23 protein-coding genes and 1 pseudogene are annotated in these 26,450 nt (G+C 63.8%); 6 read left to right on the top strand and 18 right to left on the bottom strand.

From position 1 onward, the window contains the following. Positions 1-50: 50 nt before the first annotated feature. The 6 genes from SB765_RS04975 to glcD form a co-directional block, all read right to left on the bottom strand. Positions 51-389: a hypothetical protein gene (locus tag SB765_RS04975; RefSeq protein ID WP_016499130.1), complete on the bottom strand. Its 339-nt coding sequence runs from the start codon at positions 387-389 to the stop codon at positions 51-53. A gap of 206 nt (positions 390-595) precedes the next feature. Continuing rightward, positions 596-2,764 carry a malate synthase G gene (locus tag SB765_RS04970; RefSeq protein ID WP_410931025.1) on the bottom strand — a complete coding sequence of 723 codons (2,169 nt, stop codon included), beginning with the start codon at positions 2,762-2,764 and terminating at the stop codon, positions 596-598. 152 nt (positions 2,765-2,916) lie between these two features. After that, complete coding sequence (locus SB765_RS04965; RefSeq protein WP_016499132.1) at positions 2,917-3,315, bottom strand: heme-binding protein; 399 nt, start codon at positions 3,313-3,315, stop codon at positions 2,917-2,919. Continuing rightward, the gene (glcF, locus tag SB765_RS04960; protein ID WP_341798379.1) at positions 3,308-4,543 is read right to left on the bottom strand and encodes a glycolate oxidase subunit GlcF; all 1,236 of its coding nucleotides are present in this window, start codon (positions 4,541-4,543) and stop codon (positions 3,308-3,310) included. The genes SB765_RS04965 and glcF overlap by 8 nt, the downstream gene beginning before the upstream one ends. Positions 4,544-4,552: 9 nt before the next feature. Further along, complete coding sequence (glcE, locus tag SB765_RS04955; protein WP_410910180.1) at positions 4,553-5,605, bottom strand: glycolate oxidase subunit GlcE; 1,053 nt, start codon at positions 5,603-5,605, stop codon at positions 4,553-4,555. After that, on the bottom strand, positions 5,605-7,104 hold the full coding sequence (gene glcD / locus SB765_RS04950) for a glycolate oxidase subunit GlcD (protein WP_410910181.1): 1,500 nt from the start codon (positions 7,102-7,104) through the stop codon (positions 5,605-5,607). Before glcD ends, glcE begins: the two co-directional genes overlap by 1 nt. A 195-nt stretch (positions 7,105-7,299) precedes the next feature. Here glcD and glcC point away from each other — a divergent pair, with 195 nt between their 5' ends. Continuing rightward, complete coding sequence (gene glcC / locus SB765_RS04945; protein WP_410931024.1) at positions 7,300-8,064, top strand: transcriptional regulator GlcC; 765 nt, start codon at positions 7,300-7,302, stop codon at positions 8,062-8,064. Positions 8,065-8,123: 59 nt separating this feature from the next. Here the strand turns inward: glcC and SB765_RS04940 are convergent, their stop codons facing one another. The 3 genes from SB765_RS04940 to SB765_RS04930 form a co-directional block, all read right to left on the bottom strand. Next, entirely contained in the window at positions 8,124-8,441 is a 318-nt protein-coding gene (locus SB765_RS04940) for a DUF2388 domain-containing protein (protein WP_016487609.1), read from the bottom strand. A 208-nt stretch (positions 8,442-8,649) separates the two neighbouring features. Beyond that, positions 8,650-9,618, bottom strand: coding sequence for an NAD(P)-dependent oxidoreductase (locus tag SB765_RS04935; RefSeq protein WP_341798382.1), 969 nt, complete (start codon positions 9,616-9,618; stop codon positions 8,650-8,652). A 10-nt stretch (positions 9,619-9,628) separates the two neighbouring features. After that, positions 9,629-11,020, bottom strand: coding sequence for an NAD(P)/FAD-dependent oxidoreductase (locus SB765_RS04930; RefSeq protein ID WP_410931023.1), 1,392 nt, complete (start codon positions 11,018-11,020; stop codon positions 9,629-9,631). 200 nt (positions 11,021-11,220) lie between these two features. Here SB765_RS04930 and SB765_RS04925 point away from each other — a divergent pair, with 200 nt between their 5' ends. Then, on the top strand, positions 11,221-12,279 hold the full coding sequence (locus SB765_RS04925; protein WP_341798384.1) for a GlxA family transcriptional regulator: 1,059 nt from the start codon (positions 11,221-11,223) through the stop codon (positions 12,277-12,279). A gap of 116 nt (positions 12,280-12,395) precedes the next feature. On the opposite strand, the gene SB765_RS04920 is transcribed toward SB765_RS04925, so the two are convergent. Both SB765_RS04920 and SB765_RS04915 read right to left on the bottom strand, forming a co-directional pair. Next, on the bottom strand, positions 12,396-12,746 hold the full coding sequence (locus tag SB765_RS04920; RefSeq protein ID WP_341798385.1) for a cupin domain-containing protein: 351 nt from the start codon (positions 12,744-12,746) through the stop codon (positions 12,396-12,398). Between the two features lie 12 nt (positions 12,747-12,758). After that, positions 12,759-14,135 carry an MFS transporter gene (locus SB765_RS04915; protein ID WP_410910182.1) on the bottom strand — a complete coding sequence of 459 codons (1,377 nt, stop codon included), beginning with the start codon at positions 14,133-14,135 and terminating at the stop codon, positions 12,759-12,761. A 304-nt stretch (positions 14,136-14,439) separates the two neighbouring features. Here SB765_RS04915 and SB765_RS04910 point away from each other — a divergent pair. Further along, positions 14,440-14,697, top strand: a pseudogene (locus SB765_RS04910) (RHS repeat-associated core domain-containing protein); the annotation flags it as partial. 285 nt (positions 14,698-14,982) lie between these two features. Next, positions 14,983-15,243 (top strand): hypothetical protein, encoded by a 261-nt coding sequence (locus SB765_RS04905; RefSeq protein ID WP_152906017.1) that lies wholly within the window; start codon positions 14,983-14,985, stop codon positions 15,241-15,243. A 56-nt stretch (positions 15,244-15,299) separates the two neighbouring features. On the opposite strand, the gene SB765_RS04900 is transcribed toward SB765_RS04905, so the two are convergent. Together SB765_RS04900 and SB765_RS04895 are read right to left on the bottom strand one after the other, a co-directional pair. Next, positions 15,300-16,082 carry an NAD(P)-binding domain-containing protein gene (locus SB765_RS04900; protein WP_063426637.1) on the bottom strand — a complete coding sequence of 261 codons (783 nt, stop codon included), beginning with the start codon at positions 16,080-16,082 and terminating at the stop codon, positions 15,300-15,302. A gap of 12 nt (positions 16,083-16,094) precedes the next feature. Continuing rightward, a complete protein-coding gene (locus tag SB765_RS04895) occupies positions 16,095-17,414 on the bottom strand; it encodes an NAD(P)/FAD-dependent oxidoreductase (protein WP_410931022.1) in 1,320 nt (439 codons plus the stop codon). A gap of 166 nt (positions 17,415-17,580) precedes the next feature. On the opposite strand from SB765_RS04895, the gene SB765_RS04890 reads away from it, so the two are divergent. Beyond that, entirely contained in the window at positions 17,581-18,207 is a 627-nt protein-coding gene (locus SB765_RS04890) for a glutathione S-transferase family protein (protein ID WP_410910184.1), read from the top strand. 240 nt (positions 18,208-18,447) lie between these two features. Here SB765_RS04890 and sfnR read toward each other — a convergent pair whose 3' ends face one another. From sfnR to mrdA, 4 genes are all read right to left on the bottom strand, one after another. Further along, entirely contained in the window at positions 18,448-19,548 is a 1,101-nt protein-coding gene (gene sfnR / locus SB765_RS04885; RefSeq protein WP_410931021.1) for a sigma54-dependent transcriptional activator SfnR, read from the bottom strand. Between the two features lie 9 nt (positions 19,549-19,557). Beyond that, a complete protein-coding gene (locus tag SB765_RS04880) occupies positions 19,558-20,745 on the bottom strand; it encodes an acyl-CoA dehydrogenase family protein (protein WP_410931020.1) in 1,188 nt (395 codons plus the stop codon). A 9-nt stretch (positions 20,746-20,754) separates the two neighbouring features. After that, positions 20,755-21,315 (bottom strand): FMN reductase, encoded by a 561-nt coding sequence (gene msuE / locus SB765_RS04875; RefSeq protein ID WP_016711107.1) that lies wholly within the window; start codon positions 21,313-21,315, stop codon positions 20,755-20,757. 338 nt (positions 21,316-21,653) lie between these two features. Beyond that, a complete protein-coding gene (gene mrdA / locus SB765_RS04870) occupies positions 21,654-23,549 on the bottom strand; it encodes a penicillin-binding protein 2 (protein ID WP_410931019.1) in 1,896 nt (631 codons plus the stop codon). A gap of 563 nt (positions 23,550-24,112) precedes the next feature. Between mrdA and SB765_RS04865 the strand changes: the two genes are divergently transcribed. After that, the gene (locus tag SB765_RS04865; RefSeq protein WP_410931018.1) at positions 24,113-25,444 is read left to right on the top strand and encodes an MFS transporter; all 1,332 of its coding nucleotides are present in this window, start codon (positions 24,113-24,115) and stop codon (positions 25,442-25,444) included. On the opposite strand, the gene SB765_RS04860 is transcribed toward SB765_RS04865, so the two are convergent. Further along, positions 25,441-26,337: a LysR family transcriptional regulator gene (locus SB765_RS04860; protein ID WP_016499165.1), complete on the bottom strand. Its 897-nt coding sequence runs from the start codon at positions 26,335-26,337 to the stop codon at positions 25,441-25,443. The two genes, SB765_RS04865 and SB765_RS04860, sit on opposite strands and share 4 nt — an antisense overlap. Between the last annotated feature and the right edge of the window lie 113 nt (positions 26,338-26,450).

The raw sequence follows: 26,450 nt of genomic DNA, 5'->3' as shown, positions 1-26,450 counted from the left end.
AGCGGATTGGACAGGGAAGGGCATGGGGCTGCAAAGCAGCCCCAAAATGCTCAGAACCGGGCGGTGCTCACGGTGATATAGCCCTTGTCCGCCACCGCGATGCGGATCACTGTCTCGTCCGCTGGCGCCTGGCGGTTGCGCTTGATACGCACGCCATCCACTGCGGCAGCTTTCAGGTGTTCGGTAATGGCCCGCCCGTTCGGGTCGAAGAACACCTCGCTGGCCAGCAACTCGATACGTTCGATCAGTTGCCGAGAGTGCTCGTCGGTGGCGCAGAAGAACATCACCCCCGACAGGTGGGGGTCTTCGTCGGGGTTGCTGATGTCATGGGTCAGCATTTCGCGCAGGCTGCTGCGCAGTTCGGCAATGGAGCGGGCGTACAGGTGCATACGGAACCTCCTCTGGATCGCGACCTTGCGTTGTCCAACACCGATCTTGTTTTCTGTGTGCAGAGGCAGCAAGTAGGACGCTTCCGAGAGGGCTGTGAGAAATTTCTGAATGCGCCGAACTACCGCCCTTGACTGGCAGGTGGTAGAGGCCGGCGGCTAAATTCGCCGGCCTCCACCGATCCCGTGTTGGGGCCGCGTAGCCTCATCTAGCGTTGAACCTCCTGCTTGAAGCGCAACCGCCAGCCATGCAACAACGGTTCGGTATAGCCACTCGGCTGCTCACGCCCCTTGAACACCAGCTCCCGCGCAGCGCGGAAGGCATGCGATGCCTCGAAACCGGCCGCCATCGGCCGATACGCCGGGTCCCCTGCATTCTGCTGGTCGACCACCCTGGCCATCCGCTGCAGGCTCGCTTCGACCTGTTCGTCATCCACCACCCCATGGTGCAGCCAGTTGGCAATGTGCTGCGCCGAAATGCGCAGGGTGGCGCGGTCCTCCATCAGGCCCACATCGTGAATGTCAGGCACCTTGGAGCAGCCGACCCCTTGCTCGACCCAGCGCACCACGTAACCGAGGATGCCTTGGCAGTTGTTGTCCAGCTCGGCCTGGATATCTGCGGCACTCCACGCCCGTTCGGGGCTGACCGGAATGCTCAGCAGATCATGCAGCAACGCCTGGCGCTGGGCGCCCAGGTCAACCTGTTCAAGCGCCTGTTGCACGGCGGCGACGTCTACCTGGTGGTAGTGCAGCGCATGCAGCGTGGCGGCAGTGGGCGACGGTACCCAGGCGGTGTTGGCACCGGCCTTTGGCTGGGCAACCTTTTGTTCGAGCATGGCCGCCATAAGGTCAGGCATGGCCCACATGCCCTTGCCGATCTGCGCCTTGCCGCGCAGGCCACAGGCCAGGCCGACTAGCACGTTGCTGCGTTCGTAGGCCTGGATCCAGGCGGTGCCTTTCATGTCGCCCTTGCGCAGCATGGCGCCGGCTTCCATGGCGCTGTGCATCTCGTCCCCGGTGCGGTCGAGGAAGCCGGTGTTGATGAACACCACCCGTGATGCGGCACTGGCGATGCAGGCCATGAGGTTGACGCTGGTGCGCCGCTCCTCGTCCATGATGCCCATCTTCAGGGTATGCGCAGGCAAGCCCAGCAGGGCCTCGACACGGCCGAACAGCTGGTCGGCGAAGGCCACTTCGGCCGGCCCGTGCATCTTCGGCTTGACGATGTACAGGCTGCCTTCGCGGGAGTTGCCGCGGCGCTTGAGATCGTGCAGGCCGATCAGGCTGGTGACCACGGCATCGAGGATGCCTTCGGGGATTTCCCGGCCATCGCGGTCATGGATGGCCGGGTTGGTCATCAGGTGGCCGACGTTGCGGATGAACAGCAGCGAGCGGCCCGGCAGCGTCAGGGGTTGGCCGTTTGCACCCTGGTACTGGCGGTCGGCGGCCAGGGTGCGGCTGAAGGTCTTGCCGCCTTTGCTGACCTGCTCGCTGAGGTCGCCCTTCATCAGGCCCAGCCAGTTGCGGTAGACGTTGACCTTGTCGTCGGCATCCACGGCAGCTACCGAGTCTTCGCAGTCGATGATGGTGGTTAGTGCGGCTTCCAGGGCGATGTCCTTGACCCCGGCCAGGTCCTGTTGGCCGATTGCACTGGTCGGGTCGATTCGGATTTCGAAATGCAGCCGGTGGTGCTGCAACAGGATCGCCGTGGGTGTGCTCGGCTCACCCTGGTGGCCATGAAGTTGTGCTGGATTCTGCAACCCGACCTGGCGGCCGTCGGCCAACGTCACGTGCAGCGTACCCTGGTTGATCGCATAGGCCTTGGCGTCGCTGTGTGATGCACCGTCGAGTGGGGCGCTAGCGTCGAGGAACTGCCGGCCATAGGCAATCACCTTGGCGCCGCGTACCGGGTTGTAGCCCTGGCCGCGTTCGGCGCCAGCGGTTTCGGCAATGGCATCGGTGCCGTACAGCGCATCGTAGAGGGAACCCCAGCGTGCGTTGGCGGCGTTGAGGGCGTAGCGAGCATTGCTGAGTGGCACGACCAGCTGCGGGCCGGCTTGCACGGCGATTTCGCGGTCGACGTTGGCGGTGTTGATCTGCACGTTTTCGGGGGCGTCGACGATGTAGCCGATGCCTTGCAGGAAGTGCTGGTAGGCGGCCATGTCGTGGATCGGGCCGGGATGCTGGCGGTGCCAGTTGTCCAACTCGGTTTGCAGGCGCTGGCGTTCGGCGAGCAGGGCGCGGTTTTGCGGGGCGAGGTCGTGGACCAGGGTGCTGAAACCTTGCCAGAAGGCGTTGGCTTCGATGCCGGTGCCGGGGAGGACTTCGTCTTCGATGAAGCGCTGGAGGGTGGGGGCGATCTGGAGTTCGTTTGGCATTGTGTGTTCGCTCGATGTTCGGTCTTCGGAAATTCAGTCGCCTGTGCGGGCTTCTTCGCGGGCTTGCCCGCTCCCACAGGTACTGTGCAGGGATTCAGACCTGTGCGATGCCGGTGGGAGCGGGCAAGCCCGCGAAGAGGCCGGTACAGAATTTACAGGGCAGCAGCCCCAGCCTTGGCCACCTGGGCGTCCTGTTCGGACTTGACCCCGGACACGCCAATGGCACCCACCACCTGGCCATCCACCCGCAATGGCACGCCACCTTCCAGGCTGGTCAGCAGCGGTGCGGTGACGAATGCGGTACGGCCACCGTTGACCATTTCCTCGTAATCCCGTGTTTCCTTGCGCCCCAGCGCGGAAGTCCGGGCTTTTTCCACGGCAATGTAGGCACTGGCCGGCGCACAACCATCCATGCGCTCCAAGGCCAGGGGATGGCCACCGTCGTCGACCACGGCGATGGTCACGTTCCAGTGTTGGGCCAGGGCTTCCTGGCGGGCGGCGGTCAGCACACGGGCGACTTCGGCCTGGCCGATAACGAACTTGCTATGCATGAGGGGTCTCCGGGTTCAAGGCTGCTTCGACGATTTCGATCCAGTGCCGTACTGGCGTGCGCCCGGCCCCGTCGAGGTGGGCCTGGCAGCCGATGTTGGCGGTGGCGATGACTTGCGGTTTGCCGCTTTCCAGTGCGTTGAGGCGGTTGTCACGCAGTTGCAGCGATAGCGCTGGCTGGGTCAGCGAATAGGTGCCAGCCGAGCCGCAGCACAGGTGGCCGTCCGGCACCGGGGTCAGGGTAAAGCCCAGGCGCGTCAGCAGCGCCTCTACCGCGCCCCCCAGTTTCAGGGCGTGTTGCAGCGTACAGGGGCAATGGAAGGCCAGGCGTTGTTCGGCGCACAGGCCCAGTTGCTCGACCGGCTCATCGCGCAATACTTCTACCAGATCGCGGGACAGGGCGCTGACCCTTGCTGCTTTGGCTGCGTAGCGCGGGTCGTGCTCCAGCAGGTGGCCATAGTCGCGCACGAACGCGCCGCAGCCGCTGGCGGTTTGCACGATGGCCTCGGCGCCTGCTTCGATGGCCGGCCACCAAGCGTCGATATTGCGCCGTGCACGTTGCAGGCCTTGCTCCTGGGCATTGAGGTGGTAGTCCACCGCGCCACAGCAGCCGGCTTGGTGGATGGGTTCGATGCTGATGCCCAGGCGGTCCAGCAGGCGTGCGGCGGCGGCATTGGTATTGGGCGACAGTGCCGGCTGCACGCAGCCTTCCAGCATCAGCACCCGGCGTACATGGCGCGGTGCCGGGCGCTGGCCGGGTGGGGTCATCCGCGCCGGCAGCTTGCGCTTGAGCGTGGCCGGCAACAGCGGGCGCAGGGCTTGGCCGCCGCGGGTCAGGGCCTTGAACAGTGCCGGGCGCGGCACCACCGCGCGCAGGCCCTGGCGCAGCAGGCGCTGGCCAAGCGGGCGTGGTACCTGCTGTTCGACCACGGCGCGGCCGATGTCCAGCAGGTCGTGGTACTTGACCCCGGATGGGCAGGTGGTTTCGCAGTTGCGGCAGGTCAGGCAGCGGTCCAGGTGCAGTTGGGTGCTGGCGGTTACCGGCTCGCCTTCGAGCATTTGCTTGATCAGGTAGATACGCCCGCGCGGACCGTCCAGTTCATCGCCCAGCAGCTGGTAGGTGGGGCAGGTGGCGGTGCAGAAACCACAGTGCACGCAGGACCGCAGGATGCTTTCGGCTTCGTCGGCGCGGGCCAGCTGGCGGGATGTTTCGCTCAGGTTGGTTTGCATGGTCTGGCCTCACAGGTCCGGGTACAGGCGGCCAGGGTTGAATACCCCCTGGGGGTCGAGCTGCTGCTTGAGGGCGCGGTGGTAACGCATCAATGCGGCGGGCAGGGGCGGGCTGCTGGCTGCACCGGGGGCGTAGCAGGTGGCGTGGCCACCCACCTTGGCGACGTGGTCGCGAATTGCCTGCGCCGGTGCGCTGGATTTCAGCCAGCGCTGGGCCCCCCCCCAGTCGATCAGTTGCCGGCCGGGCAGGTGCAGCTCGCCGGTGGCGTTGGGCAGTGACAAGCGCCAGAGCGGCGCAGGGTCGTTGAAGAACGCCAGGCGCTGTTCGCGCAGGTCGCTCCAGAAACCGCTGTCGAGGGTATCGCCGCCCAGGCGCTGACGTGCCGACTGCACCGAGCCTTCACCGCCTTCCAGGCGCAGGTACAGCGCGTCGCCGTCATGGCAGGCGGCGCTGATCGGCAGTGGCTGCTGCCCCCACTCGGCCAGCGCTTCCAATGCCAGGTGGCAGCCCATCGGCAGGCGCAGGCTCAGGCATTCGCGCGGCCGAGGCAGCACTTTCAGGGACACCTCCGTCAACAACCCCAGGCAACCAAAGCTGCCCGCCATCAGCCGAGATACATCGTAACCGGCCACGTTCTTCATCACCTCGCCACCAAAGCGCAGCAGTTTGCCGTGACCGGTGATCACCCGCGTGCCGAGCACGTAGTCACGTACCGACCCGGCCCACGGCCGCCTGGGGCCGGCCAGGCCCGTCGCGACCATGCCGCCCAAAGTGGCCTCGGGGCCCAGGTGCGGGGGTTCGCAGGGCAGCATCTGGCCAGCCTCGTGCAGGGCTGCTTCTATGTCGCGCAGCGGTGTGCCTGCCCGGGCGGTGAGCACCAGTTCGGTCGGGTCGTAACTGACGATGCCACGGTGGCTGCGGGTGTCGAGTACTTCGCCGGCCACCGGGTTGCCGAGCATGGCCTTACTGTTGCTGCCCTGGATACGCAGTGGCGTGCCCTGGTTCAAGGCCTGGTTGACCTGCTCCAGCAGGGCCTGGCTGATGTCGCGGTTCATGCTCATCAGAAGCGCTCCAGGTCGGGGAACGGCAGTTGGCCGTGGTGCACGTGCATGGCGCCGAACTCGGCGCAGCGGTGCAAGGTGGGAATGTTCTTGCCGGGGTTGAGCAGGCCCTGGGGGTCGAAGGCGGCCTTGACCGCGTGGAACAAGGTGATTTCATCGCTGTTGAACTGCGCGCACATCTGGTTGATTTTTTCGCGGCCTACGCCGTGCTCGCCGGTAATGCTGCCGCCCACCGCCACGCACAGTTCGAGGATCTTGCCGCCGATGGCTTCGGCCCGCTCCAGCTCGCCGGGCAGGTTGGCATCGAACAGGATCAACGGGTGCATGTTACCGTCGCCGGCGTGGAACACGTTGGCCACGCGCAGGCCGTATTCGCTGGACAGGTCACTGATGCCCTTGAGCACCCGCGGCAGTTCGCGGCGTGGGATGGTGCCGTCCATGCAGTAGTAGTCCGGGGAGATGCGCCCCACCGCCGGGAAGGCGTTCTTGCGCCCGGCCCAAAAACGCACCCGCTCGGCCTCGTCGCAGGCCAGCCGTACCTCGCGGGCGCCGGCTTGGGTCAGCACGGCGGCCACCCGTTCGCAGTCGTCGTGCACATCGGCCTCCACGCCATCCAGTTCGCACAACAGGATGGCCGCCGCGTCCACGGGGTAGCCGGCGTGGATGAAGTCTTCGGCGGCGCGGATTGCCAGGTTGTCCATCATCTCCAGGCCGCCTGGAATGATGCCGGCAGCGATGATTTCGGCCACCGCCCGGCCAGCGTCTTCGACACTGTCGAAACTGGCCAGCAGCACCCGCGCCACCTGAGGTTTGGGCAGCAGTTTCACGGTAACTTCGGTGACGATGCCGAGCATGCCTTCAGAACCGGTGAACAGCGCCAGCAAGTCGAAGCCGGGGCTGTCCAGGGCATCGCTGCCCAAGGTCAGGTGTTCACCTTCGACCGTGAGAATGTCCACCTTGAGCAGGTTGTGCACGGTCAGGCCGTACTTCAGGCAGTGCACGCCACCTGCGTTCTCGGCGACGTTGCCACCGATGGAGCAGGCAATTTGCGAGGAGGGGTCTGGTGCGTAGTACATACCATGGGGTGCGGCAGCCTGGGAGATGGCCAGGTTACGTACGCCGGGCTGCACACGGGCGTAGCGGCCCTGCGGGTTGACCTCCAGGATGCGGTTGAAGCGCGCCATCACCAGCAGGATACCCTTGGCCAGCGGTAGGGCACCGCCCGACAGGCCGGTGCCGGCGCCACGGGCGACCACCGGTACGTGGCGCTGGTGGCACAGCTTGAGCAGCGTCTGCACCTGCTCCAGGCGCTCGGGCAGTACTACCAGCAGCGGTACCGTGCGATAGGCCGACAGGCCATCGCATTCGTAAGGTTTGAGGTCTTCTTCGCGGTGCAGGATATCGAGGTCCGGCAGGGCACTTCGCAGTGCCTGCAGCAGCTCTGCCTGGTCCACGGCGGGCAGCGCGCCATCGACGCGTTCGTCGTACAGGATATTCATCGGCTCACTCGGCAACGGTTTTTGTTGTTGTTGGCAAAGCGGTCACCGTTGCAGCCTGCGCGTGCCAGCAGCAGTGGTCGAGCATGGCAGGCACTGGTCCTACCAGTTTTTCTTCGGTCTACTGGTTATTGATGGGTTTACCCGGCTAGATTGGAGCACGTTGTCTAACTGGTCCTACCAGCAGGAGGGTGCGCAGTGGTTACTGATGGCAAGGCCAAGGTCGCCGACCAGGTGGCCGAGCGGGTGGAGCGACTGATCGTCGACGGCGTGCTGAAGGTGGGCCAGGCCCTGCCTTCGGAGCGGCGGTTGGTAGAGAAGCTGGGTTGTTCACGCTCGGCCCTGCGCGAAGGGCTACGCATTTTGCGTGGGCGCGGCATCATCGACACCGAGCAGGGGCGAGGCTCGTTCGTTGCCGACCTGACGGGGCAGGCGGGTACCACACCGTTGATGCACCTGTTCAGCTCGCAGCCACGCACGCTGTTCGACCTGCTGGAGGTGCGGGCGTTGCTGGAGGCCGAGTCGGCGCGGCTGGCGGCGTTACGCGCCACCGAGGTCGACCGCTTGCTGATTCGCCGGCGTTATGAAGAAATGCTGGCGGCCCACGAGGCGGTAGAGGCGCTGGACGCCCGTGAGCACGCCCGCCGTGACCATGCCTTCCACCGGGCTATCAGCGAGGCGTCGCACAACCCGGTGCTGGTACATACCCTGCAATCGCTCAGTGACCTGACCTTGAGCACGGTGTTTGCGTCGGTCAACAACCTGTATTGCCGCCCTGCGCAGAAACGCCAGATTGATCGGCAGCATGCGCGGCTGTATCACGCGGTGATGGAGCAACTGCCGGAGCAGGCGCAGCGGGCGGCGCGTGAGCATATCAACGGGATACGCGACAGTTTGCGGGAGATCGAACAGGAAGAGCAGCGTTTGGTGCGGGCAACCATGCGCATGGATGGTTGGGGGTGATGCTGCCTGTGCCAGCCCTTGCGCGGGCTTGCCCGCGAAAGGGCTGGCACAGGATTGCATCAATGATCGGCTATGCGGTCATCCTGGGAAAGAATAGCCCTGGCCAGCTCTTCATCATTGGCCTGCAGCCCAGGATGGTCCTTGCGCGCCTGTTCCAGCGCCGACTCTACATAGGCGCCACGGATTGCACCGCCGCTGGCGACGAAAGCCGAAAGCTCGTCACGCGCCGGGATGATCCGTTTGTCGTCCTTGAAGGTCGAATACAGCGAAGCGGAAACACCGGCCGAGGTGGCGACGTCGCCCGCATCGACGCGGGCCAGGGCAGCACCGGCAGGCAGCAGGAGCAGCAGCGCAGGGGCGAGGAGTAGGTGGCGCATGTCGAGTTCTCCAATAGCGTGAAGCACAGGGAAATAAACCACTCAGTGTTTAAGAGGGCCGGGGGGGCGGGTAGTTCCCTTTGCTGGCTGGAGATTGTCGGGGCCGCCGCGCGGCCCCCGAGGTAGGGTCAGGCCAACTGGTAGGTGGTCTTCACCCGGGTAAAGAACACGAAGGCGCCATCGACGTAGCGGTTTTTGGTGACAAGGGTCATGCAGTGCGAGTCCTTTTCTCAGAAACCTGGCGGGCGACGAAGTCGCTGATGTTGTCCACGGCGCTGTCCATCAGCTGCTGCATGGCGTCTTCGCTGCTCCAGGCGATGTGCGGGTTGAGCAGGAAGTCGTCGCGGTCGATCAGTTCGAACAACGGGTTGCTGGGGTGCAGCGGCTCCACTTCCACTACATCCAGCGCCACACCGCCCAGGCGCCGCTGTTGCAGCGCCTGAATCAGCGCCGCTTCGTTGACCACGCCGCCGCGGCCGGTGTTGACCACGATGGCATCGGGCTTCATCAATGCCAGCTGCCCGGCATCAATGAGGTTGTGGGTTTCTGGCGTGAGCGGGCAATTGATCGACAGCACGTCGCAGCTTTTCAGCAGCTCGGCCAGCGGCCGGCAATCGGCGCCCTGGCGCTTGCCGCTGCGGTCTTCGAACAGCACCTGCATGCCGAATGCCCGCGCCAGGTGTGCCAGGCGCAGGGCAATCGGGCCGCTGCCGATGATTGCCAACTGCTTGTCGCGCACATCGCGGATGCGGTGGTTGAAGTAGATGTTCTGGTACGGCTTGTCGCCGGCATGCACCTGGCGCATCAGGCGGGTGAACGCGGCCGGGCGGCGGAACAGCTCAAGGATCATCGCCAGGCTGTGCTCGGCCACGGTGTTGGCGGCATAGCCCGGTACGCTCGACACTTCGATGCCGTGGGCTTCGCAGTAGTCGACATCGACGATGTCGCGGCCGGTCAGGGCCAGCGAGATCATCTTCAGCCTGGGCAGCTGGCGCAGGTGCTCTTCGCGCAGGGGTACGCTGCAGGTCAGCGCCACCGTCGCGTCTTTCAGGTGCTCAAGCATCTGGTCGGGGTGGGTGTAGGCGTACTGCTGCCAGGTGTGATCGCAGTCGGGGCGCTTGAGGCGGGTGGAAGGCGCCAGGCCTTCGTCGTCAAGGAAGACGATATGTTCGCTCACGGTCTTGTCCTTATTTTTTCTGCGCGGGCACGTAACCGGCGGGCGCCATGCCCACAAGCTGGCGGGTGATGAAGCCGGCATCCTGGTCGTGGTCTTCCAGCGATTCCTTGCGCACCAGTGCATCGCGAACCAGATGCGCGCCAAAGAAGCGCAACGGCTCTGGCGGCAGCAGCTTCATCTTCTGGTTGACCAGGCCACAGTTGGTCCACTCGTCGTTGGCATGGGTGGCCAAGGACTTGATGATGCGGCTGGCAAACACGGTGGTGGCCACGCCGTTGCCGGAAAAACCGATGCCGTAGCTGACGGTCTGGTGATGGTCGAGGTAGCCGAAGTTGGGCAGGCCCTTCATGGCCCGGTCAATCGGCCCGGTCCAACTGCTGACCACCGGTACATCCTGCAACTGCGGGTACAGGCGGCGCAGTTCGGCAGCGACCTTGTCGGCGGCCGGCGAGGGTTTTTCATACAGGTCGCCGATGCGTCCGGCATAGGCGAACTGGCCCAGCGGCTTGCCGAACACCACGCGCCCTTCAGGGGTGTTGCGCCAGTAGTTGAGCACGGTGCGCGAGTCGGTCATGCATTCGCCGCCGCTGAAACCGATGGCGTCGAGCTTGGCCTTGACCGGCGCGGTGGCAACCATGTCGCTGGACATGATCGCGATCATCCGGCGCAGCTCGGGAAATTGCGCGCCCCAGGCGTTGAGCGCCAGCACCACGTGGTTGGCTTTTACATGGCCTTTGGCGGTGTGCACCACAGGGTGCTTGCCGCGCTGCAGGTGAGTGAACGGCGATTTCTCGAAAATCTGCACGCCCAGTTTCAGTGCCACGCGGCGCAGGCCGCGGGCCAGCATGGCGGGCTGCACAGTGGCCGCGTTGGGGTCGAAGATGCCACCCAGCACCAGTGGCGAGCCGACGCGCCCGCGAATGGTCTGGCGGTCCAGTTCCTGGAACGGGTTTACGTCGAGTTTCTGCAGGCCGTCGGTGAGCACGCGCCAGGAGTTCATCTGCCGCTGGTTGGTGGCCGTCCACAGCCAGCCGTCCTTGCGGTACTGGGCGTCGATGCCGTGCTCCTGGCAGAAGCTGCCGATCTCGTCGATGGCCGACTCGGCGGCTTCGCAGATGCGCCGCGCTTCGACATCACCGCAGATGGTGCGCACCGACAGGTACTTGCCCCACCAGTTGGTGGCCACGCCACCGTTGCGCCCGCTGGCCCCCGAGCCGCAGCGGTCGCGCTCGACGATGACGATGGTTTTTTCCGGGTGCGCCTGTTTCAGGCGGATGGCCGACCACAAGCCAAGGAAGCCACCGCCGACGATGCACACGTCGGCTTGAATCGAGTCCTGCAGGGCAGGGGCCAGGTCGTTGTCCAGGTCCAGCGCCTGGGCATACCAGAATCCACGGTACATGAGGGGTGCCTCTGAGCATGTTTGTCTTGTGCCTACATGATGCTCAGCCGGGGCTGGGGGCTGATATTACAGCCATGACAATTGATAGAACGGCGCCGCCTTTTGTCACGGATTTCCTATTTGTGGGGATGCATATGATATGACGGACGCAGGGCGCGCTTTAGAATGGCACCATTACCGATGTAACGAGGCCAGCGTCCATGTTTGCCGAACAACAAGAACAACCGGTACAAGCCCACGCCATCACTGCGCAGGTCAAGCCCGAACTACGGGTAGGCTTCGTGCTGATGAACCACTTCACCCTGGTGCCGGTGGCGGGGTTGGTGGACTCGCTGCGCTTTGCTGCGGACAAGTCATTCCGCAGCCAGCAGGTGTTGTGCCAGTGGGACTGGATGACGCTGGACGACCAGCCGATCACCGCCAGTTGCGGCATGCCCATTTCGCCGACCAAGCCGCTCAACCTGTTTGCCCAGTACGACTATGTGGTGCTGGCCGGTGGCCTGCTGGACGAAACCCGCAACCCGCCGGCCTGGCTGCTGGATGCGCTGCGTGAGGTGCATGCGGCGAATATCCCGATAATCGCCTTGTGCTCGGGGTCGTTCGTGCTTGGCAAAGCCGGGCTGCTCGATGGCCGGCGCTGTGCGCTGCATTTCACCTTGCGTGACGAGTTCAAGGAGCGTTTTCCACTGGCCACGGCGGTGATCGACAAGAGCTACGTGGACGACCGCGGCATCATCACTTGCCCGGGCGGCACGGCCATTGACCTGGCGGCCAACCTGATCCGCCGGCATTGCGGCGCAGTGCGGGCGCAGAAGGGGCTGGAATACCTGCTGGTGGATGAGCGCGCCGAAGAGCAGGAGAAGACGGCCAGCGAATGCGTGTACCAGAACGACCGCGTGCAGCGGGCGATCAGCTTCATGCGCGCCAACCTGGATGCCTCGATGACGCTCAAGGCCGTGGCTGAAGCGGTGGGCACCCACCCCCGGCAGTTGCACCGTGAATTTGTGGCTAATACTCAGGAGCCGCCGGCCAACTACTGGCGCAAGTTGCGCCTGGACCATGCCCGGCGGTTGCTGGTGAACACCAGCCAGAACATCACCACCATTGCGTTGGCGTGCGGGTTTTCCGATGCGTCGCACTTCATCCTGTGGTTTCGCAAGCAGTATGGCGAGACGCCGTACAGCTTCCGCAAGCGCAGGCATGAAGTGGAGCGGTTTGACTGGCATGGCGACAAGGCGGGGTTGGACCCGGAGCTCTAACAAGTTATCGCGGTCAGCGGTAGGAGCGCGTGGGTATCAGAGCTGGCCGATGGCCTGCATCCCCATCCGGCTGGTCCGTTTGCCGGGGCTGATACGTTCGATCATCCATTTGTTCCTTAGAACAGTACGTAAGTCTTGCGCAGGGTTTCGCGAATGTCCCAGACACCCTCGCAGTTCTCCGGAAACAGCACTGCGTCGCCGGCGCGCAGCTCTACCGGCTCGCCACCGTCGGGGGTGAAGGTGCACCAGCCGCTGACAATGTGGCTGAACTCACGGTTTTTCAGGTGCCGGCGGAACACGCCCGGGCCGCTTTCCCATACGCCGATGCTGGCGCCGACGGCTTCGTCGGTCTGGTCCTGGGCGGTGGCTGCCTGGGCGACGGGTTCACCGATCGGCAGGCGGGCCGGGGCAGGGGCACCCAGCGACGCGAGAGGGGCATTGCGCACGACAGTCAGTACTTGGTTCACGAAAAGGCCCCTTCAGGCTTTACGAACAGCGGGTTTGGCAGCGGTAGAGGTGCGGGTGGGGTTACCAAGCGCCGCGGCTTGCTGCAGGTCGAGCTTGCTGGTCTCGGGGGCGAGCCACCAGGAAATCAGGGCGCCGAACAGCGAGATCAGGGCGGCAGCGAACATGGTGTTGGCAATGCCGTAGGAGGCCAGGGATATCGGCACCAGGTACGTGCCCACGGCCGCGCCGATGCGTGACAACGAAGTGGCCAGGCCCACCGCTGACGCACGGATTTCGGTGGGGAACAGCTCGTTGGGGTAGACGTATTCAAGCACCTGGGCGCCGCCGATCAGCACGGCATAGGCGCCGAACAGCACCAGTACGGTGGTTGGCGAGGCATCCGGGAACACCCCCAGCAGCACCAGCGACATACCCGACCAGAGGAAGCTGTGGATCAGCATGTTGCGCCGGCCCAGGCGGTTGATCAGTTTGGTGGCCACCAGGCAGCCCAGGGTGAACAGCAAGGTGATGGCGATGGAGCCAAAGGCCGCCCAGTCGCCTGTCAGTTGCAGTGCCTGCAGCACTTTGGGGGCGAACGAGTAGATGGCGAACAGTGGCACGATCGCGCAGGTCCAGAACAGGGTGACAAAGGCCATGCGCTTGCCGTAACCGGAGTGGAACAGCGACCACACCGACACCGGTTTGTCGCTGCTCTGCTCTGGCAGGTCAGCAATGGAGTAGTCCGGGCCGTAGACTTTCTTGATCACGGCGTCGGCTTCGGCGGTTCGGCCTTTGCTCAGCAGCCAGCGAGGCGATTCTGGTGTGCCACTGCGGGCAACCAGGAACAGCGCACCGGGTATCAGGGCGCTGGCCAATACATAGCGCCAACCGTCTTCACCGCCCACGCGCAGCAGCAGTTCGCCGACCATGTAGGCCACGGCGGCACCGGCAAACCACATCAGCACCATGGCCGCCAGCAACGGCCCACGTTGCTTGCGTGGCAGGAACTCGGCCAGCAACGACGTGGCGATCGGGTAGTCGGCACCGACCGCGATACCGATCAGCAACCGCCAGGCGAACAGGGCCCAGGCCGACTCGACCCAGAACTGCGCCACTGAAAAACCGACGATGGCGACCAGGTCGATCAGGTACAGGACCTTGCGCCCGTACTTGTCAGTGAACCAGCCACCGAGAAAACCACCCAGGAAGACACCAATCAATGCTGACGCGGCGATCAGCCCTTCCCACAGGGCCGACAGCTGCAAGGCATTGGTAATTTGCAGCATGGCGACGCCGATGATGCTAAGTACGTAGCCATCGAGAAAAGGCCCGCCAGCGGAATAGACCGTCAGTTTGCGGTGGAACCCGTTGAGCGGCGCATCTTCTACGGAGCGTCTGGAAACGGACATACGGCTTACCTCTTGTTGTTATGTGGTGCACTAACGTGGCGGCACTATGGCACCGGCTGGCGCGGGCGCCCTATAACGGCTCGGACGAGTCATGGGATGGGATGACCGGGTGTGCCGAGGACTGGCGGATACCACTGGCCTACCGGCACCAGGCGGAATTGAGGCATTTCGAGGAGGATACGGCACGCGTCTGTCGGCAGCTGTAGTGGGGGAGCTGAGTCATGGGCTGTTATTTTTGCCAGTAGATCTTGTAATTGATCGAGATCATCCTCCAGCTCAGAGGACTAGCGAAGTGAGGTGAGCCGTGAGCGATGTGACACCGTTACGAACCCAGGCATATGACCCTTATGGTTTTTCTCCATTGGGCTTGGAACAGGGGGCGCTCGGTTTTAACGGGTGGTCCAGGCAGTCCATTGCTGGGCTGTATTTGCTAGGTAATGGATACAGAGCATACAACCCGGCCCTCAGGCGCTTTCTATCACCAGACAGTTGGAGCCCATTTGGTCGAGCTGAAATCAATAGTTATGTTTACTGCAAGTGCGATCCTGTCAATTTTCAAGATGACTCTGGACATATGCCTGGCAGGGAGCGGGGGCGGCCGGTTGCTCGAAACAATCACAGGCGTCTCAATTCTAGAGGCTCATCTTCGTCGGACAGCACGTCAAGATCCAGGTCACTCATTAATCTAGGTCATTACTCGACACATCCTATAGTGAGACAAAGAGGGGGCAGTCCCGTGAATAATGCGGGCCAGTCCCCGTCACCTCATCGGCGCTCGTCTTCGTCTGCAGTGATAGATATGACCCCCCCGGAGGCTTTGCAGCGAGTTCCTGTGGATATTGGGAGCTTGAGTGATTTTACTGACGTTTTTTCCAGAGAGTCGCTCGACGGTGCTGGAGGTAATTTAAGTATGCAGCGTCCTGAAAGCGCCCATTTAAATAGTATGATTAACGCCGGTTTGGGATTGGATGAGGAGCTGTTTCTAAGGAATACTGATATTCGTACGACTGCAGGTATACAAGGGGGGGAAAGCTTGTCGAGTCAAACCCTTGAAAGCATAAATCGAGAGCGTATGGACCAAATCAAAAGAAAAACGGGCTCGCAATAATTAAAAATCTATCAAGGCGAGCCATGCAGTTATCGTTCACGACAGTAGGGGGCAGTTTATCCCTCTGCCTGCCCTGAGCGTGTCAACAACCCGTCCAGCACCACTTCGCATGCCGCACCCCAGGTAGCGCTTACCGGCTGATGCATCAGCACCGCCAAACCATCAGCGGTGAAAGTGCCCGGCGTGGCAATGGCCTGGCCCAAGGCCTTCAGCGTGTACGCCGGCTGCTGCCCGGCACTGGCCACGCAGTCTTGCAGGTTACCCAGCACCAGCGCACGTGCTTCGGCTGCGGGCAGGCCTTTGTCCATCAGCCACTGTTGCAGGTCGTGTAGCAGGAAGTAGAACCAGCCATTCATACACGCCGCCACGGTGGCCAGCTCGAATTCTGGCTCGCCGTGCAGCACCACCAGTTTGCCCAGTGGCCCCAGGTACTGCGTGGTGAGCGCATCGGGTGGGCAAACCACTACCGTGGACTGGTTGTACTGCGCCGCGTACGACAGCATCGCACGCACACAGAGGGCGCCAGGGAACGCAGTGGACAGCTGTGCAAGGTTGACCCCGGCGGCGAGCGAAACCAGGCGCTGGCCGGGGCGCAGGTGTAGCTCATCTGCCAGTTCGGCGAGCGAATGCGGGCGCACGCCAAGGATCAGCAGTTCTGCCTGGTCGACCACTGCCTGGTTGCTCGGCAACACCTGGCAACCATGCTCCTGGGCCAGCAGGGCTGCCCGTTGCGCATTGCGCGGTGACAGCAGGATGGGGCCCTCGAAACCGCTGCGACGCAGGCCGATGACCACTTTTTCGGTGAGTTCGCCCACCCCGAGAATGCCAAGGCTATGCATGGTGCCTCCTTGTCAGCTTTCCAGGCCGGCACGGCGCTGGCCCCAGTGCAGGTTGAGGTTGACGCCCGCGCTCAGCAGCGGCTCCGGCGGGTTGCGGTTGGGGCCTGCGGAGCCCAGCAGGAAGTCGATCAGCTCGTCGCGTTCGCCGCTCAGCCAGTCAGCCAGCAGGCTGCCGGTAGCGGTGCCACGGGTGATGCCAAGGCCGTTGCAGCACAGCGCCGCGTGCACGTTGGGTGCGAGGGTGCCGAAGTGCGACAGGTGGTTGCGCGACAGGCACATCGAGCCACCCCAGGTGTAATCGAACGCCATGCCCGACAGCATCGGGAAGCGCCGCTCGAACGAATCGCGGTGCTGGCGCCCGGCACGGGCGATGTGGCGTGGGTTGGCGCGGCCGTCGGCATTGAAGCTGAAGCTGTTGCGCACCAGCAGGCGCTGGTCCGGGGTGCGCCGCAGGGTGCTACCGAACGGGTCTGCCGGGATGATGCCCCAGGTGTTCTTGCCGCCCAGGCGGGCTTGTTCGTCCTCGGTCAGCGGACGGGTCATGCTGGCGTAAGTGAAGATCGGCAGCAGGCGGCCAGGCAGGAAGCCGAAGTACGAGGCGAAGGCATTGTTGGTCAGCAACAGCTGGTCGGCGACGATCTCACCGTTGGCGTGCTTGAGGGTGATGCGCCGGCCCTGCTCGATGTGGGTGATGGTGGTGCGTTCATGCAGGGTCACGTTGCCCGGCAGGCTGTCGGCCAGGCCTTTGGCCAGGGCGGCGGGTTGCAGCAACTGGGTGCCCGGGGTGTACAGCGCCTTGCGGTAGAAGGTGGTGCCGAAGTGCTCGGGCAGGTCGCGGGCATCGATCATCTGGTAAGGCTGGCCGAGTTTTTCCAGGCCGCTGCGGTAGGCTTCGAGCACCGCCAGGCCTTTGTCTTCGACGGCCGCCTGGTACTTGCCGTCCGGGCGGATCTGGCAGTCGATGCCGTGCTGGTTGATCAGCTCGCGCAAGATCGCCTGCGCGCGCAAGTTGAGCTTGAGGTTCATCCGCGCCGTGGGCAGGTCGCCGATGTAGTCGGCGGCGCCGATATCGTGGGGCAGGTCGATGGCAAAGCCGGAGTTGCGCCCCGAGGCGCCGAAGCCGACTTCCTGGGCGTCGACCAGGATCACCTCGTCGTCAGGGTGATGCAGGGCCAGTTGGCGCGCAGCGGCAAGCCCGGTGAAACCCGCGCCAAGCACCACCCAGCGCGCCTCGCTCCGCCCCCGGTGCGCAACGCGTGGCTGGCGCGGCGGGCTGAGGTGGAACCAGCCGCAACCGTTGTCGTCCGCAGGGGTAGAGGTGTTTCTGTACATGGTTTTTATCCCTGTTGTTTTCTCCACTATGGCATTGGCGGCTGGGCGGGGACTATGACGGGAGGGACGGGGAATGGGATGTTTTGGCTGAGGGCATTGACCGTTCCGGGCCGGGCGTGATCTGCTCGGGCTACATGATCATTCAAAGGAAATTGAAGGTCCCACCATGCCCGACTACAAGCTGCATTGCTTCGCCGAATCCGGCAACGCCTACAAGGCTGCGCTGATGCTTGAACTCACGGGCCAGGACTGGCAGCCGGTGTTCGTCGACTTCTTTCATGGCCAGACCCGGGAGCAAACCTGGCGTGACGAGGTGAACGAGCAGGGCGAGGTGCCGGTGCTGGAGCACGCGGGCAAGACCTTCACCCAGTCTGCGCTGATCCTGGAATACCTTGCCGAACAGACCGGCCAGTTCGGCCCGCGTGACGATGACGAAAAGCGCGAGATCTGGCGCTGGATGCTGTTCGACAACCACAAGTTCACCAGCTATTACGCCGCGCTGCGCTTTCTGTTCTGCCTGAAAAATACCGGCGAAACGGACGTGACCCGGTTCCTGCGCGAGCGTGCCACGGCGGCTTACCGCATTGTCGACGCGCATTTGGCGAAGACGCCGTTCATGGTTGGCGGCCGGCTGACCATCGCCGACCTGTCGTTGGCGGGGTATGTATTCATGCCGGAGGACACCGGCATCCCGTTGGCGGAGTTCACCCATATCGAAGCGTGGAAGGCGCGGATCCAGGCGCTGCCAGGCTGGAAGCACCCGTATGAGCTGATGCCGCGCACGGCATCCTGACCCCTTCGCGGGCACGCCCGCTCCCACAGGGGCAGCGCAGGCTCAACCTTTACGAGGCCCTTTATGGGAGCAGCTGTCTTGCACCATCACTCAGGTTGCCGCATCGCCTTGTAGGAGCAGCCTTGTGCTGCGAAGAGGCCGGTAATGCTAAACATTATCTTTGCCTGCAATGGCCTCTTCGCAGCACAAGGCTGCTCCTACAGGGCTGTGTTTGCCTAAATTACACATGCACTACCAGCCTCAGATCGACAACCGCACTACCCGGTTGTCCAGCACCTGCTGTTCCTGCCCGCGCCGTTTGTTGACTACCAGCTCGCCAATGGCAATCAGCCGCGTGCGCGTGATGTTGCGTGACAACCCCAGCAACTGCGCGGTATGCACCTGGTTGTAATGGCAGAACCGATAGGCCGAGCGCAGCAGGGCGTTTTCCACTTTCTCGTACAGGTCGCCCGACTGCTCCTCGTACAACCGGCTGAACGCCCGCTGCAGCAAGTCCTCCACACCATTGCCTGCTGGCTCCTCTTCTTGCCGCTCGATGCGCAGGTTGGACAAACGCAGGTCCTGTGCCTGTATCGTACCTTCGCCACAGGTCAGCAAGCTGTGGTGAATCACGTTTTCCAGCTCGCGGATATTGCCCGGCCAACTGTATTCCACCAGCTTGGCCTGGGCCTTGGGGTTCAGTTCCACCGGCCCGTAGCCCAGCCGGTCGCTGTAACTGCGGATGAAGTGCCGGGCCAGCGGCAGGATGTCACCCGGGCGGTCGCGCAACGGGTGCAACTGCAAGGTCACCACGTTCAGCCGGTAGTACAGGTCCTCACGGAAATGCCCGGCGTTGATGGCCTTTTCCAGCTGCACGTTGGTCGCGGCCAATACCCGAACGTTGATCGGGATGCTTTTGCGCGACCCGAGCCGCACCACCTCGCGCTCCTGCAGCACGCGCAGCAGCTTGACCTGGATCGGCAGCGGCAGGTCGCCGATCTCGTCGAGGAACAGCGTGCCGCCGTTAGCCTCCTCGAACCAGCCGGCCTTGGCCGACAGGGCGCCGGTGAAGGCACCTTTTTCATGGCCGAACAGTTCGGCTTCCACCAGCGATTCAGAGAACGCGCCGCAGTTGACCGCAACGAACGGCCCGTTGCGCCGGCCGCTGAGGTTGTGGATGTGCCGTGCGACCAGCTCCTTGCCCGTGCCGGTTTCGCCGATGATCAGGACGCTAGCCTCGCTGGGGGCGACCTGTTGCAAGTGGGCGAGCAGCGCCTGCGACCTGGGGTCTTCGAAGACCTGTGCGGTCGCCCTGATCGAGGTAGCCAGTGTCGGTGACGGGGGGAGGGTCAGCAGTTGCATGGGCAGTCCTCAGGAGTAGAAGGATGGGGCAGGGCGTTTGCCGTTGAGGGCCCACTCGCCGAGTTCGTGGATGCGGTAGTCCACCGGGTCGTGCAGGGTTTGCGTGCGCAGGTTGCGCCAGTGCCGGTCGAAGCGCAGCGAGGCATGGGTGGCACGGGCACCGGTGACTTCGAACAGGCGGTTGCAGATGTCCAGGCCGTGGCGGCTGGCGGCGACCTTGGCGGTGCCGATGGCCAGCGCGAGGTCGCCGCGCTCCTCGGCGGTGAGCGCATGTTCCTTGGCCCAGGCGGCGTCCAGTTGGCGTGCGGCCCGTTCGATCAGCAGGCGCACGCTTTCCAGGCCGATCCAGAACTCGCCGTAATGGCGCAGCACGTAAGGGTCTTCGGCACTGCTGGCGGCGCTGGAGCGGAACCACGGCCGGCTTTCCTTCAGGGTGTACTGGCGGGCTTCGTCGAAGGCGCCCTCGGCAATGCCGAGGAACAGATTGGCGAAGTGCAGCTGGGCAATCAGCGGCCGCAGGGCAGCAAACGGCGTGCTCAGGGGGCCCGGGTCGAGCAGCAGTTCATTGTGCTCTACCCGCACCCGCTCGAACGTGGCGCTGCCACTGTCGGTCTGGCGCTGGCCGATGTTGTTCCAGTCGCGGTGCAGGCTGATGCCGGTGCGGCCGCTGGGAATGGCGGCGATCAACAGTTTGCCGCCGACACGTTCGTCCACCGCCGAGGCGATGAGCATCTCCGAGTCGCTGGCGCCGGAGCAGAAGCTTTTCCTGCCAGAAAACTCGCACCAGCCGTCGAAGTGCTTGACCACCGTGCGCGTGTCCAGCGGGTTCAGGGCATTACCCCAGAACCACTGTTTGCGGGCGGTCTGTTCAAACCACGGCTGCCACTGGTCCGGGCGTGCGAACAGGCGCACGGTCGCCAGCATCAGGTGGTGAAAGCCGAATACATGGGCGATGGAGCTGTCGACCCGGGCGAACTCGCGCACCACCGCGAAGGTGTCGTGCCAGTTGGCGCCCTGGCCGCCGAAGGCCTGCGGGATTGCCAGCGACAGCAGGCCGCTGCCTCGCAGGGCATCGCGCTCGGCTTTTGGCGTGCCGCCGCGCTCGTCGCGCTCGACGGCGGTCTGGGCAAACTGCCCGGCCAGTTCGCGGGCGATGGCCAGGGCCGGGCGCAGGGGGGCATTTACAGGTGCATTCATGGCCGCTCCTCAGGCGCTTTTACGCAATGCGTGGTGGGCGCCGAACAGCGGCACGGCACGTTCGGCGGCCAAGCGGATACGGGCGGCGAGGGCATCGCTGGAAACCCGGTAGTCGGCCAGTTCCGCCTGGCTGGCGAACACGCCGATGGGCAGGGTCAGGGCCTGCAGGAAGCTGAACAGCGGGCGCAGCTGGTGGTCGAGCACCAATGCATGGCGTTCGCTGCCACCGGTGGCGGCGAGCAGTACCGGGGTGTCGACCAGGGCGTCCTGGCCGATCAGGTCGAACAAGTGCTTGAAGTGGCCGGTGAAGCTGCCGCGGTACACGGGGGTGGTCACCACCAGCAGGTCGGCCTTTTCCACCAGGCGCAGTTGCTGTTCGACGGTGTCGGGCAGCTCGCTGCGCCACAGTGCGCTACCCAGCGGGCGGGCGATGTCGCCCAATTCGATCAGGTGCGGCTTGATGTGCAGGTGTTCGGCCAGTTCGGCGAGGATCGCCTCGGTCAAGGCCAGGGTGCGCGATGGGCGGGAAGTGCCGCCGGACAGGGCTACGACGTTCAGTGGGGTGCTCATGGGCAGGTCTCCGGTTCTGGTTGAGCGGGACTTTGCTTGAGCAATCGTCGTGCCTGGTTTTAATGTTCTTTGGGATCAACGGGTTAGCGCAATTCCGTGTCTGCGCGGGTGTTGCCGTGCGGGCGTTCTCTGTTGATCGGGTGTTGCGCTGCAGACAGTTGGCCGGGTGTTGGCTGCTGTACAGTTGGGAAGGTTATAAAGGATTACTCTTCTCAAAAAAAAGAATAAGAAGTCATATTCTTATGCGACTAATTTGTTTTTTTGCGCCTGTCTGGGCAACGCAGGGCGGATAGGAGCGGCCTTGCGCCGCGACGGGGCGCGGAGCGGCCCCGGCAATCTCAAGTGTGCGGCACGCCCCGAGCAGGCACCCCGCCCGCATACTCCGGCTTCAGATGCCCTTGCTCATCCAGCAGGTAAGCATCCATTACCTCGCGCACCACCGGCCCCGCCACCCGGCCCCCAGCCTCACCGTTCTCGATCATCACTGCCACCACCACACTCGGGTGGTCGGCCGGTGCAAAGCCGACAAACAGGGCGTTGTCGCGGTGGCGCTCCAGGGTCTTGTTGCGGTTGTAACGCTCACCCTGCTTGATCGCCACCACCTGCGCGGTACCACTCTTGCCGGCGATCCGGTACTGCGCGCCTGCCGCAGCGGCGCGGGCAATACCGCGCGGGTCGTGCATGACCATCTGCATGCCCTGGCTGACCTGGTCCCAGGCATGCTTGTCGTGCAGCACGATGTTGGGCATCGGGTTGGGGTCCACCGGCGCATCGCCACCCACGGTCATGGCCAGATGCGGGCGATGCCACACGCCCTTGCTCGCCAGCAGGCTGGTGGCCTGGGCCAGCTGCAGCGGGGTGACCTGCATGTAGCCCTGGCCGATACCCAGGATAAGGGTTTCGCCCGGGAACCATGCCTGGCGCCGGGTGGCGCGCTTCCACTGGGCCGACGGCATCAGCCCGGAGGCCTCTTCGAACATGTCCAGCGACACCTTCTGACCCAGGCCGAATTCGGCCATGTAGTCATGCAGGCGGTCGATGCCCAGCTTGTGCGCCAGGTCGTAGAAGTAGGTGTCGTTGGACCGCATGATGGCGGTGTACATGTCCACCCAGCCGTCGCCGCTGCGGTTCCAGTTGCGGTACTTGTGGTCGTAGTTGGGCAGCTCGTAATAGCCCGGGTCGAACACCCGGCTGCCGGGGGTGATCACGCCGCTGTCGAGGCCGGCGATGGCCACTTCCGGCTTCACCGTCGAGCCCGGGGCATACAGGCCGCGCAGCACTCGGTTGAACAGCGGGCGGTCGATGGAATCGCGCAGTTCGGCGTACTGCTTGAAGCTGATGCCCTTGACGAACAGGTTGGGGTCGAAGCTGGGGTTGCTGACCATTGCCAGCACATCGCCGTTGGCCGGGTCCAGTACCACCACCGAGCCACGCCGGTCGCCCAGCGCCTTTTCTGCGGCCACCTGCAAGTGGGCGTCCAGGGTCAGGACAATGTCCTGGCCCGGGGTCGGGGCCTTGTGGTTGAGCACGCGCATCACCCGGCCCTGGGCGTTGGTCTCGACCTCCTCGTAGCCCACATGGCCGTGCAGTTGGCTTTCGTAGAAGTGCTCGATACCGGTCTTGCCGATTGACTGGGTGCCACGGTACTCGGTGCTGTCCAGGACCTTGGCTTCTTTCTCGTTGATGCGCCCCACGTAGCCTACCGAGTGGGCGAAATGCCCAGCCAGCGGGTATTCGCGGATGAACTGCGGTTCCACCTCCAGGCCCGGCAGGCGGAACTGGTTCACCGCCACCAGGGCGATCTGCTCTTCGCTCAGGCCCACCATCAGGGTCACCGGTTCGAACGGCTTGCGGCCACGGCGCAGGTCTTTGTCGAACTGCTTGCGGTCGTCTTCGGTCAGGCCTAGCACCTGGGTGAGGGTGTCGAGCACCTTGGCCGAGTCGCCACCGGTCCGCTCGCGGGTCATGGTCAGGTCGAAGCTGGGTTTGTTGTCGGCCAGCACCACGCCGTTGCGGTCGTAGATCAGCCCGCGTTCGGGGGCGATGGGCAGCACGTGCACACGGTTGTTTTCCGACACGGCGGTCTGCTGGTCGTGCTGCAGCACCTGCAAGACATACAGCCGCCCCACCAGCACGGCGACCAGGCTGAAGACCAGGATGGCGCAGGCCAGGAGCCGACGATTGACCAGGTGTTTTTCCTTTTCGTGGTCCTTGAGGGGGATGGGTTGTGGCATCAGTAGCTCTTTTCAGCAGGTATCGCGGTGGCTGTGCGGGCGCGCGATCGGGCCGGGGATGCTACGCAACCGCTACCGCGCCCTCAAGGCGAGCGGCGGCTGGCGCTGGGTGGATAACGGCTGTTCGCCCCGCAATCAGGGCGCTGGCGGGGAACATGAAGATTTGTTCATGGCAGCTCAGTCCTTAAGGGCCAGGTATGGATTTTTAGTGTTTTATGGATCCATAGATCTGGAGTGTTCGGTAAACGAACAAAAATTGGACTAGGTGTTAAATTATTAAGTCGCTGATAAACAAGCAGAAAATGTAATGACTATCAATTTTCAGCCTTGGTCATAAGAGATTTTCTGGGAGTGAGCGCATGCGGCCTGTTGTTTGTGGATCCATTATCTGGTTGATTAGCGCCTGACAACGGCCGGAGCCCTCCTGCCGTACGCAATAACAATTACAAAAAGGGTTCAGTCATGAATGGCTATCCAGCGGCCCGGAACTGTCAGGGTTCCCCCCGTCTTGCCTGCGCGTGCGCATCTGTCCTCCCGCCTGTGGCCAACCGGCAGGTGACTCCATGAATACCGATCTCAAGCAACGCCTGGACAACGACCCGATGGGCCGCTTCCAGTACTTGGCCATTGGTATTTGCATCGTCCTCAACATGATCGATGGCTTTGACGTACTGGTCATGGCCTTCACTGCGTCGTCGGTGTCCGCCGAGTGGAACTTGAACGGCGCACAGGTCGGGCTGCTGCTCAGCGCCGGCCTGTTCGGCATGGCGGCAGGTTCGTTGTTCCTCGCACCGTGGGCCGACCGCTTTGGCCGTCGCCCGCTGATCCTGCTGTGCCTGGCGCTTTCCGGCATCGGCATGCTGCTCTCGGCAATGAGCCAGAGCCCGTTGCAACTGGCGCTGCTGCGTGGCCTGACCGGGCTGGGCATCGGCGGCATCCTGGCCAGCAGCAACGTGATTGCCAGTGAGTACGCCAGCAAACGCTGGCGCGGCCTGGCGGTCAGTTTGCAGTCAACCGGTTATGCCCTGGGGGCGACGCTGGGTGGTTTGCTGGCGGTATGGCTGCTGGGGCATTGGGGCTGGCGCTCGGTGTTCCTGTTTGGCGGCATTGTCACCGTGCTGGTGATCCCGCTGGTGCTGTTGTGGCTGCCAGAGTCGCTGGACTTTCTGCTGGCGCGTCGCCCGGCCAATGCCTTGGCACGGGTCAACCGCCTCGCTGTGCGCCTTGGCCAGCCGGCGCTGGCACAACTGCCAACAGCCATGGCAAGGGAGCAGGGCGCTCCCCGCGGCTTCCGGCAACTGCTGACACCTGCTATGCGCCGCACCACACTGGTGATCTGGTTGCTGTTTTTCCTGGTCATGTTCGGCTTCTACTTCGTCATGAGCTGGACCCCGAAACTGCTGGTCGCCGCCGGCCTGTCGGCACAGCAGGGCATCACCGGCGGGGTGCTGTTGAGTGTTGGCGGCATCCTCGGCGCGGCGCTGATCGGTGGCCTGGCTTCGCGCTGGCCACTCACCCGCGTGCTGGCCCTGTTCATGCTGATCACGGCGGCGCTGCTGGTGCTGTTCGTGGTCAATGGCGCGTCGGTCAGTGCCGCCTTGGCGTTGGGGTTGCTGATCGGGCTGTTCTCCAATGGCTGCGTGGCCGGCCTGTATGCCCTGTCGCCGGTGGTTTATGACGCCTCGGTGCGCGCTACCGGCGTGGGCTGGGGCATCGGCATCGGCCGTATGGGCGCAATCCTTTCGCCAACCGTGGCCGGCATGTTGCTCGATGGCGGCTGGCAACCGCTGCACCTGTACGGGGTGTTTGCCAGCGTCTTCGTGCTTGCCGCCGGTTGCCTGCTGTTGCTGCGCCCGGCGGCCAGCCCCGCGCGGCAAATGCTGGCCGACGCCTAAGCCTGGCCATCGATGATCGCCTGGGCGACCGTGGCGTAGAACCATTGCAGGGCGGCGGAGTTGTCGCTGTTGGGGTGCCAGTTCAGCGACACGTTGAACTCGGCAACCTGGAACGGCAGCTCAAGCATTTTCAAACCCCCGTCCTGCATGAACAGCCGGCCGATCTGTGCCGGCAGCACGGCGAGCAGGTCGGTACCGGGGATGATCTTCGGCAGCACCGAGAAGTGCGGCACCTGCAAGCTGATGCGCCGCTGCAGCTGCATGCTGGTGAGCACGTCTTCGACACTGCCGTGGCCGGTGGTGCGGGTAACGCTGATATGGCGCTCGGCAATGAACTGCTCCAGGCTCAGTTCATTGCCGATGCGTGGGTGGTCGCAGCTGAGCAGGCATACATAACGTTCGCGCATCAGTACCTGGCTACGCGTGCCCGGCACCGGCGGGCGGCAAATGGCGGCGTCGATCTTGCCGCTGGCCAGCCAGTCGCCCACCTGGTCGACCTGCAATGGCAGCACCTCGACTTCAGCCTGCGGGGCATCGCGGTTCAGGCGCGCCAGAATCAGCGGCAAAAAGCCCATTTCGCCAAGGTCGGAAAGGGCGATGCGAAACCTGCGTTCGGTGGTCGCGGGGTCGAACTGGCGGGTGCTCTGCACGGCACCTTCTATGCGCGTCAGTGCGTCACGCAGGGTGCCGTACAGCTGCTCGGCAACAAAGGTCGGCTGAATGCCGTCACGCGTGCGGCTGAACAGGGCGTCGTCAAAAAGTTCGCGCAGGCGGGCCAGACCATAGCTGACCGAGGGCTGGGTGACGAACAGGCGCTCGGCGGCAAGGGTGACGCTGCGGGCCTCGTACAGGGTGACGAAGGTGCGGATCAGGTTCAGGTCGATGTGGCTCATGGGGCGCTGGCTTCACATAGATAGGTTTTATTTTTAGTAAAGATAGTATCAATTTGATCAATCTGGCCGTGGCTGCAAAAGTAACCCGAATTCCAAAAACAAGCTGCAAGGGG

Source organism: Pseudomonas sp. SIMBA_067 (genome assembly GCF_046534675.1).
GTDB lineage: Bacteria > Pseudomonadota > Gammaproteobacteria > Pseudomonadales > Pseudomonadaceae > Aquipseudomonas > Aquipseudomonas putida.
This window is presented reverse-complemented; position numbering and strand designations above follow the sequence as displayed.

Coding starts and splice junctions, on each gene's coding strand:
- SB765_RS04975 (WP_016499130.1), bottom strand. CDS start 389: ATGCACCTGTACGCCCGCTCCATTGCCGAACTGCGCAGCAGCCTGCGC.
- SB765_RS04970 (WP_410931025.1), bottom strand. CDS start 2,764: ATGCCAAACGAACTCCAGATCGCCCCCACCCTCCAGCGCTTCATCGAA.
- SB765_RS04965 (WP_016499132.1), bottom strand. CDS start 3,315: ATGCATAGCAAGTTCGTTATCGGCCAGGCCGAAGTCGCCCGTGTGCTG.
- glcF (WP_341798379.1), bottom strand. CDS start 4,543: ATGCAAACCAACCTGAGCGAAACATCCCGCCAGCTGGCCCGCGCCGAC.
- glcE (WP_410910180.1), bottom strand. CDS start 5,605: ATGAGCATGAACCGCGACATCAGCCAGGCCCTGCTGGAGCAGGTCAAC.
- glcD (WP_410910181.1), bottom strand. CDS start 7,104: ATGAATATCCTGTACGACGAACGCGTCGATGGCGCGCTGCCCGCCGTG.
- SB765_RS04940 (WP_016487609.1), bottom strand. CDS start 8,441: ATGCGCCACCTACTCCTCGCCCCTGCGCTGCTGCTCCTGCTGCCTGCC.
- SB765_RS04930 (WP_410931023.1), bottom strand. CDS start 11,020: ATGTACCGTGGATTCTGGTATGCCCAGGCGCTGGACCTGGACAACGAC.
- SB765_RS04925 (WP_341798384.1), top strand. CDS start 11,221: ATGTTTGCCGAACAACAAGAACAACCGGTACAAGCCCACGCCATCACT.
- SB765_RS04915 (WP_410910182.1), bottom strand. CDS start 14,135: ATGTCCGTTTCCAGACGCTCCGTAGAAGATGCGCCGCTCAACGGGTTC.
- SB765_RS04900 (WP_063426637.1), bottom strand. CDS start 16,082: ATGCATAGCCTTGGCATTCTCGGGGTGGGCGAACTCACCGAAAAAGTG.
- SB765_RS04895 (WP_410931022.1), bottom strand. CDS start 17,414: ATGTACAGAAACACCTCTACCCCTGCGGACGACAACGGTTGCGGCTGG.
- SB765_RS04890 (WP_410910184.1), top strand. CDS start 17,581: ATGCCCGACTACAAGCTGCATTGCTTCGCCGAATCCGGCAACGCCTAC.
- sfnR (WP_410931021.1), bottom strand. CDS start 19,548: ATGCAACTGCTGACCCTCCCCCCGTCACCGACACTGGCTACCTCGATC.
- SB765_RS04880 (WP_410931020.1), bottom strand. CDS start 20,745: ATGAATGCACCTGTAAATGCCCCCCTGCGCCCGGCCCTGGCCATCGCC.
- msuE (WP_016711107.1), bottom strand. CDS start 21,315: ATGAGCACCCCACTGAACGTCGTAGCCCTGTCCGGCGGCACTTCCCGC.
- mrdA (WP_410931019.1), bottom strand. CDS start 23,549: ATGCCACAACCCATCCCCCTCAAGGACCACGAAAAGGAAAAACACCTG.
- SB765_RS04865 (WP_410931018.1), top strand. CDS start 24,113: ATGAATACCGATCTCAAGCAACGCCTGGACAACGACCCGATGGGCCGC.
- SB765_RS04860 (WP_016499165.1), bottom strand. CDS start 26,337: ATGAGCCACATCGACCTGAACCTGATCCGCACCTTCGTCACCCTGTAC.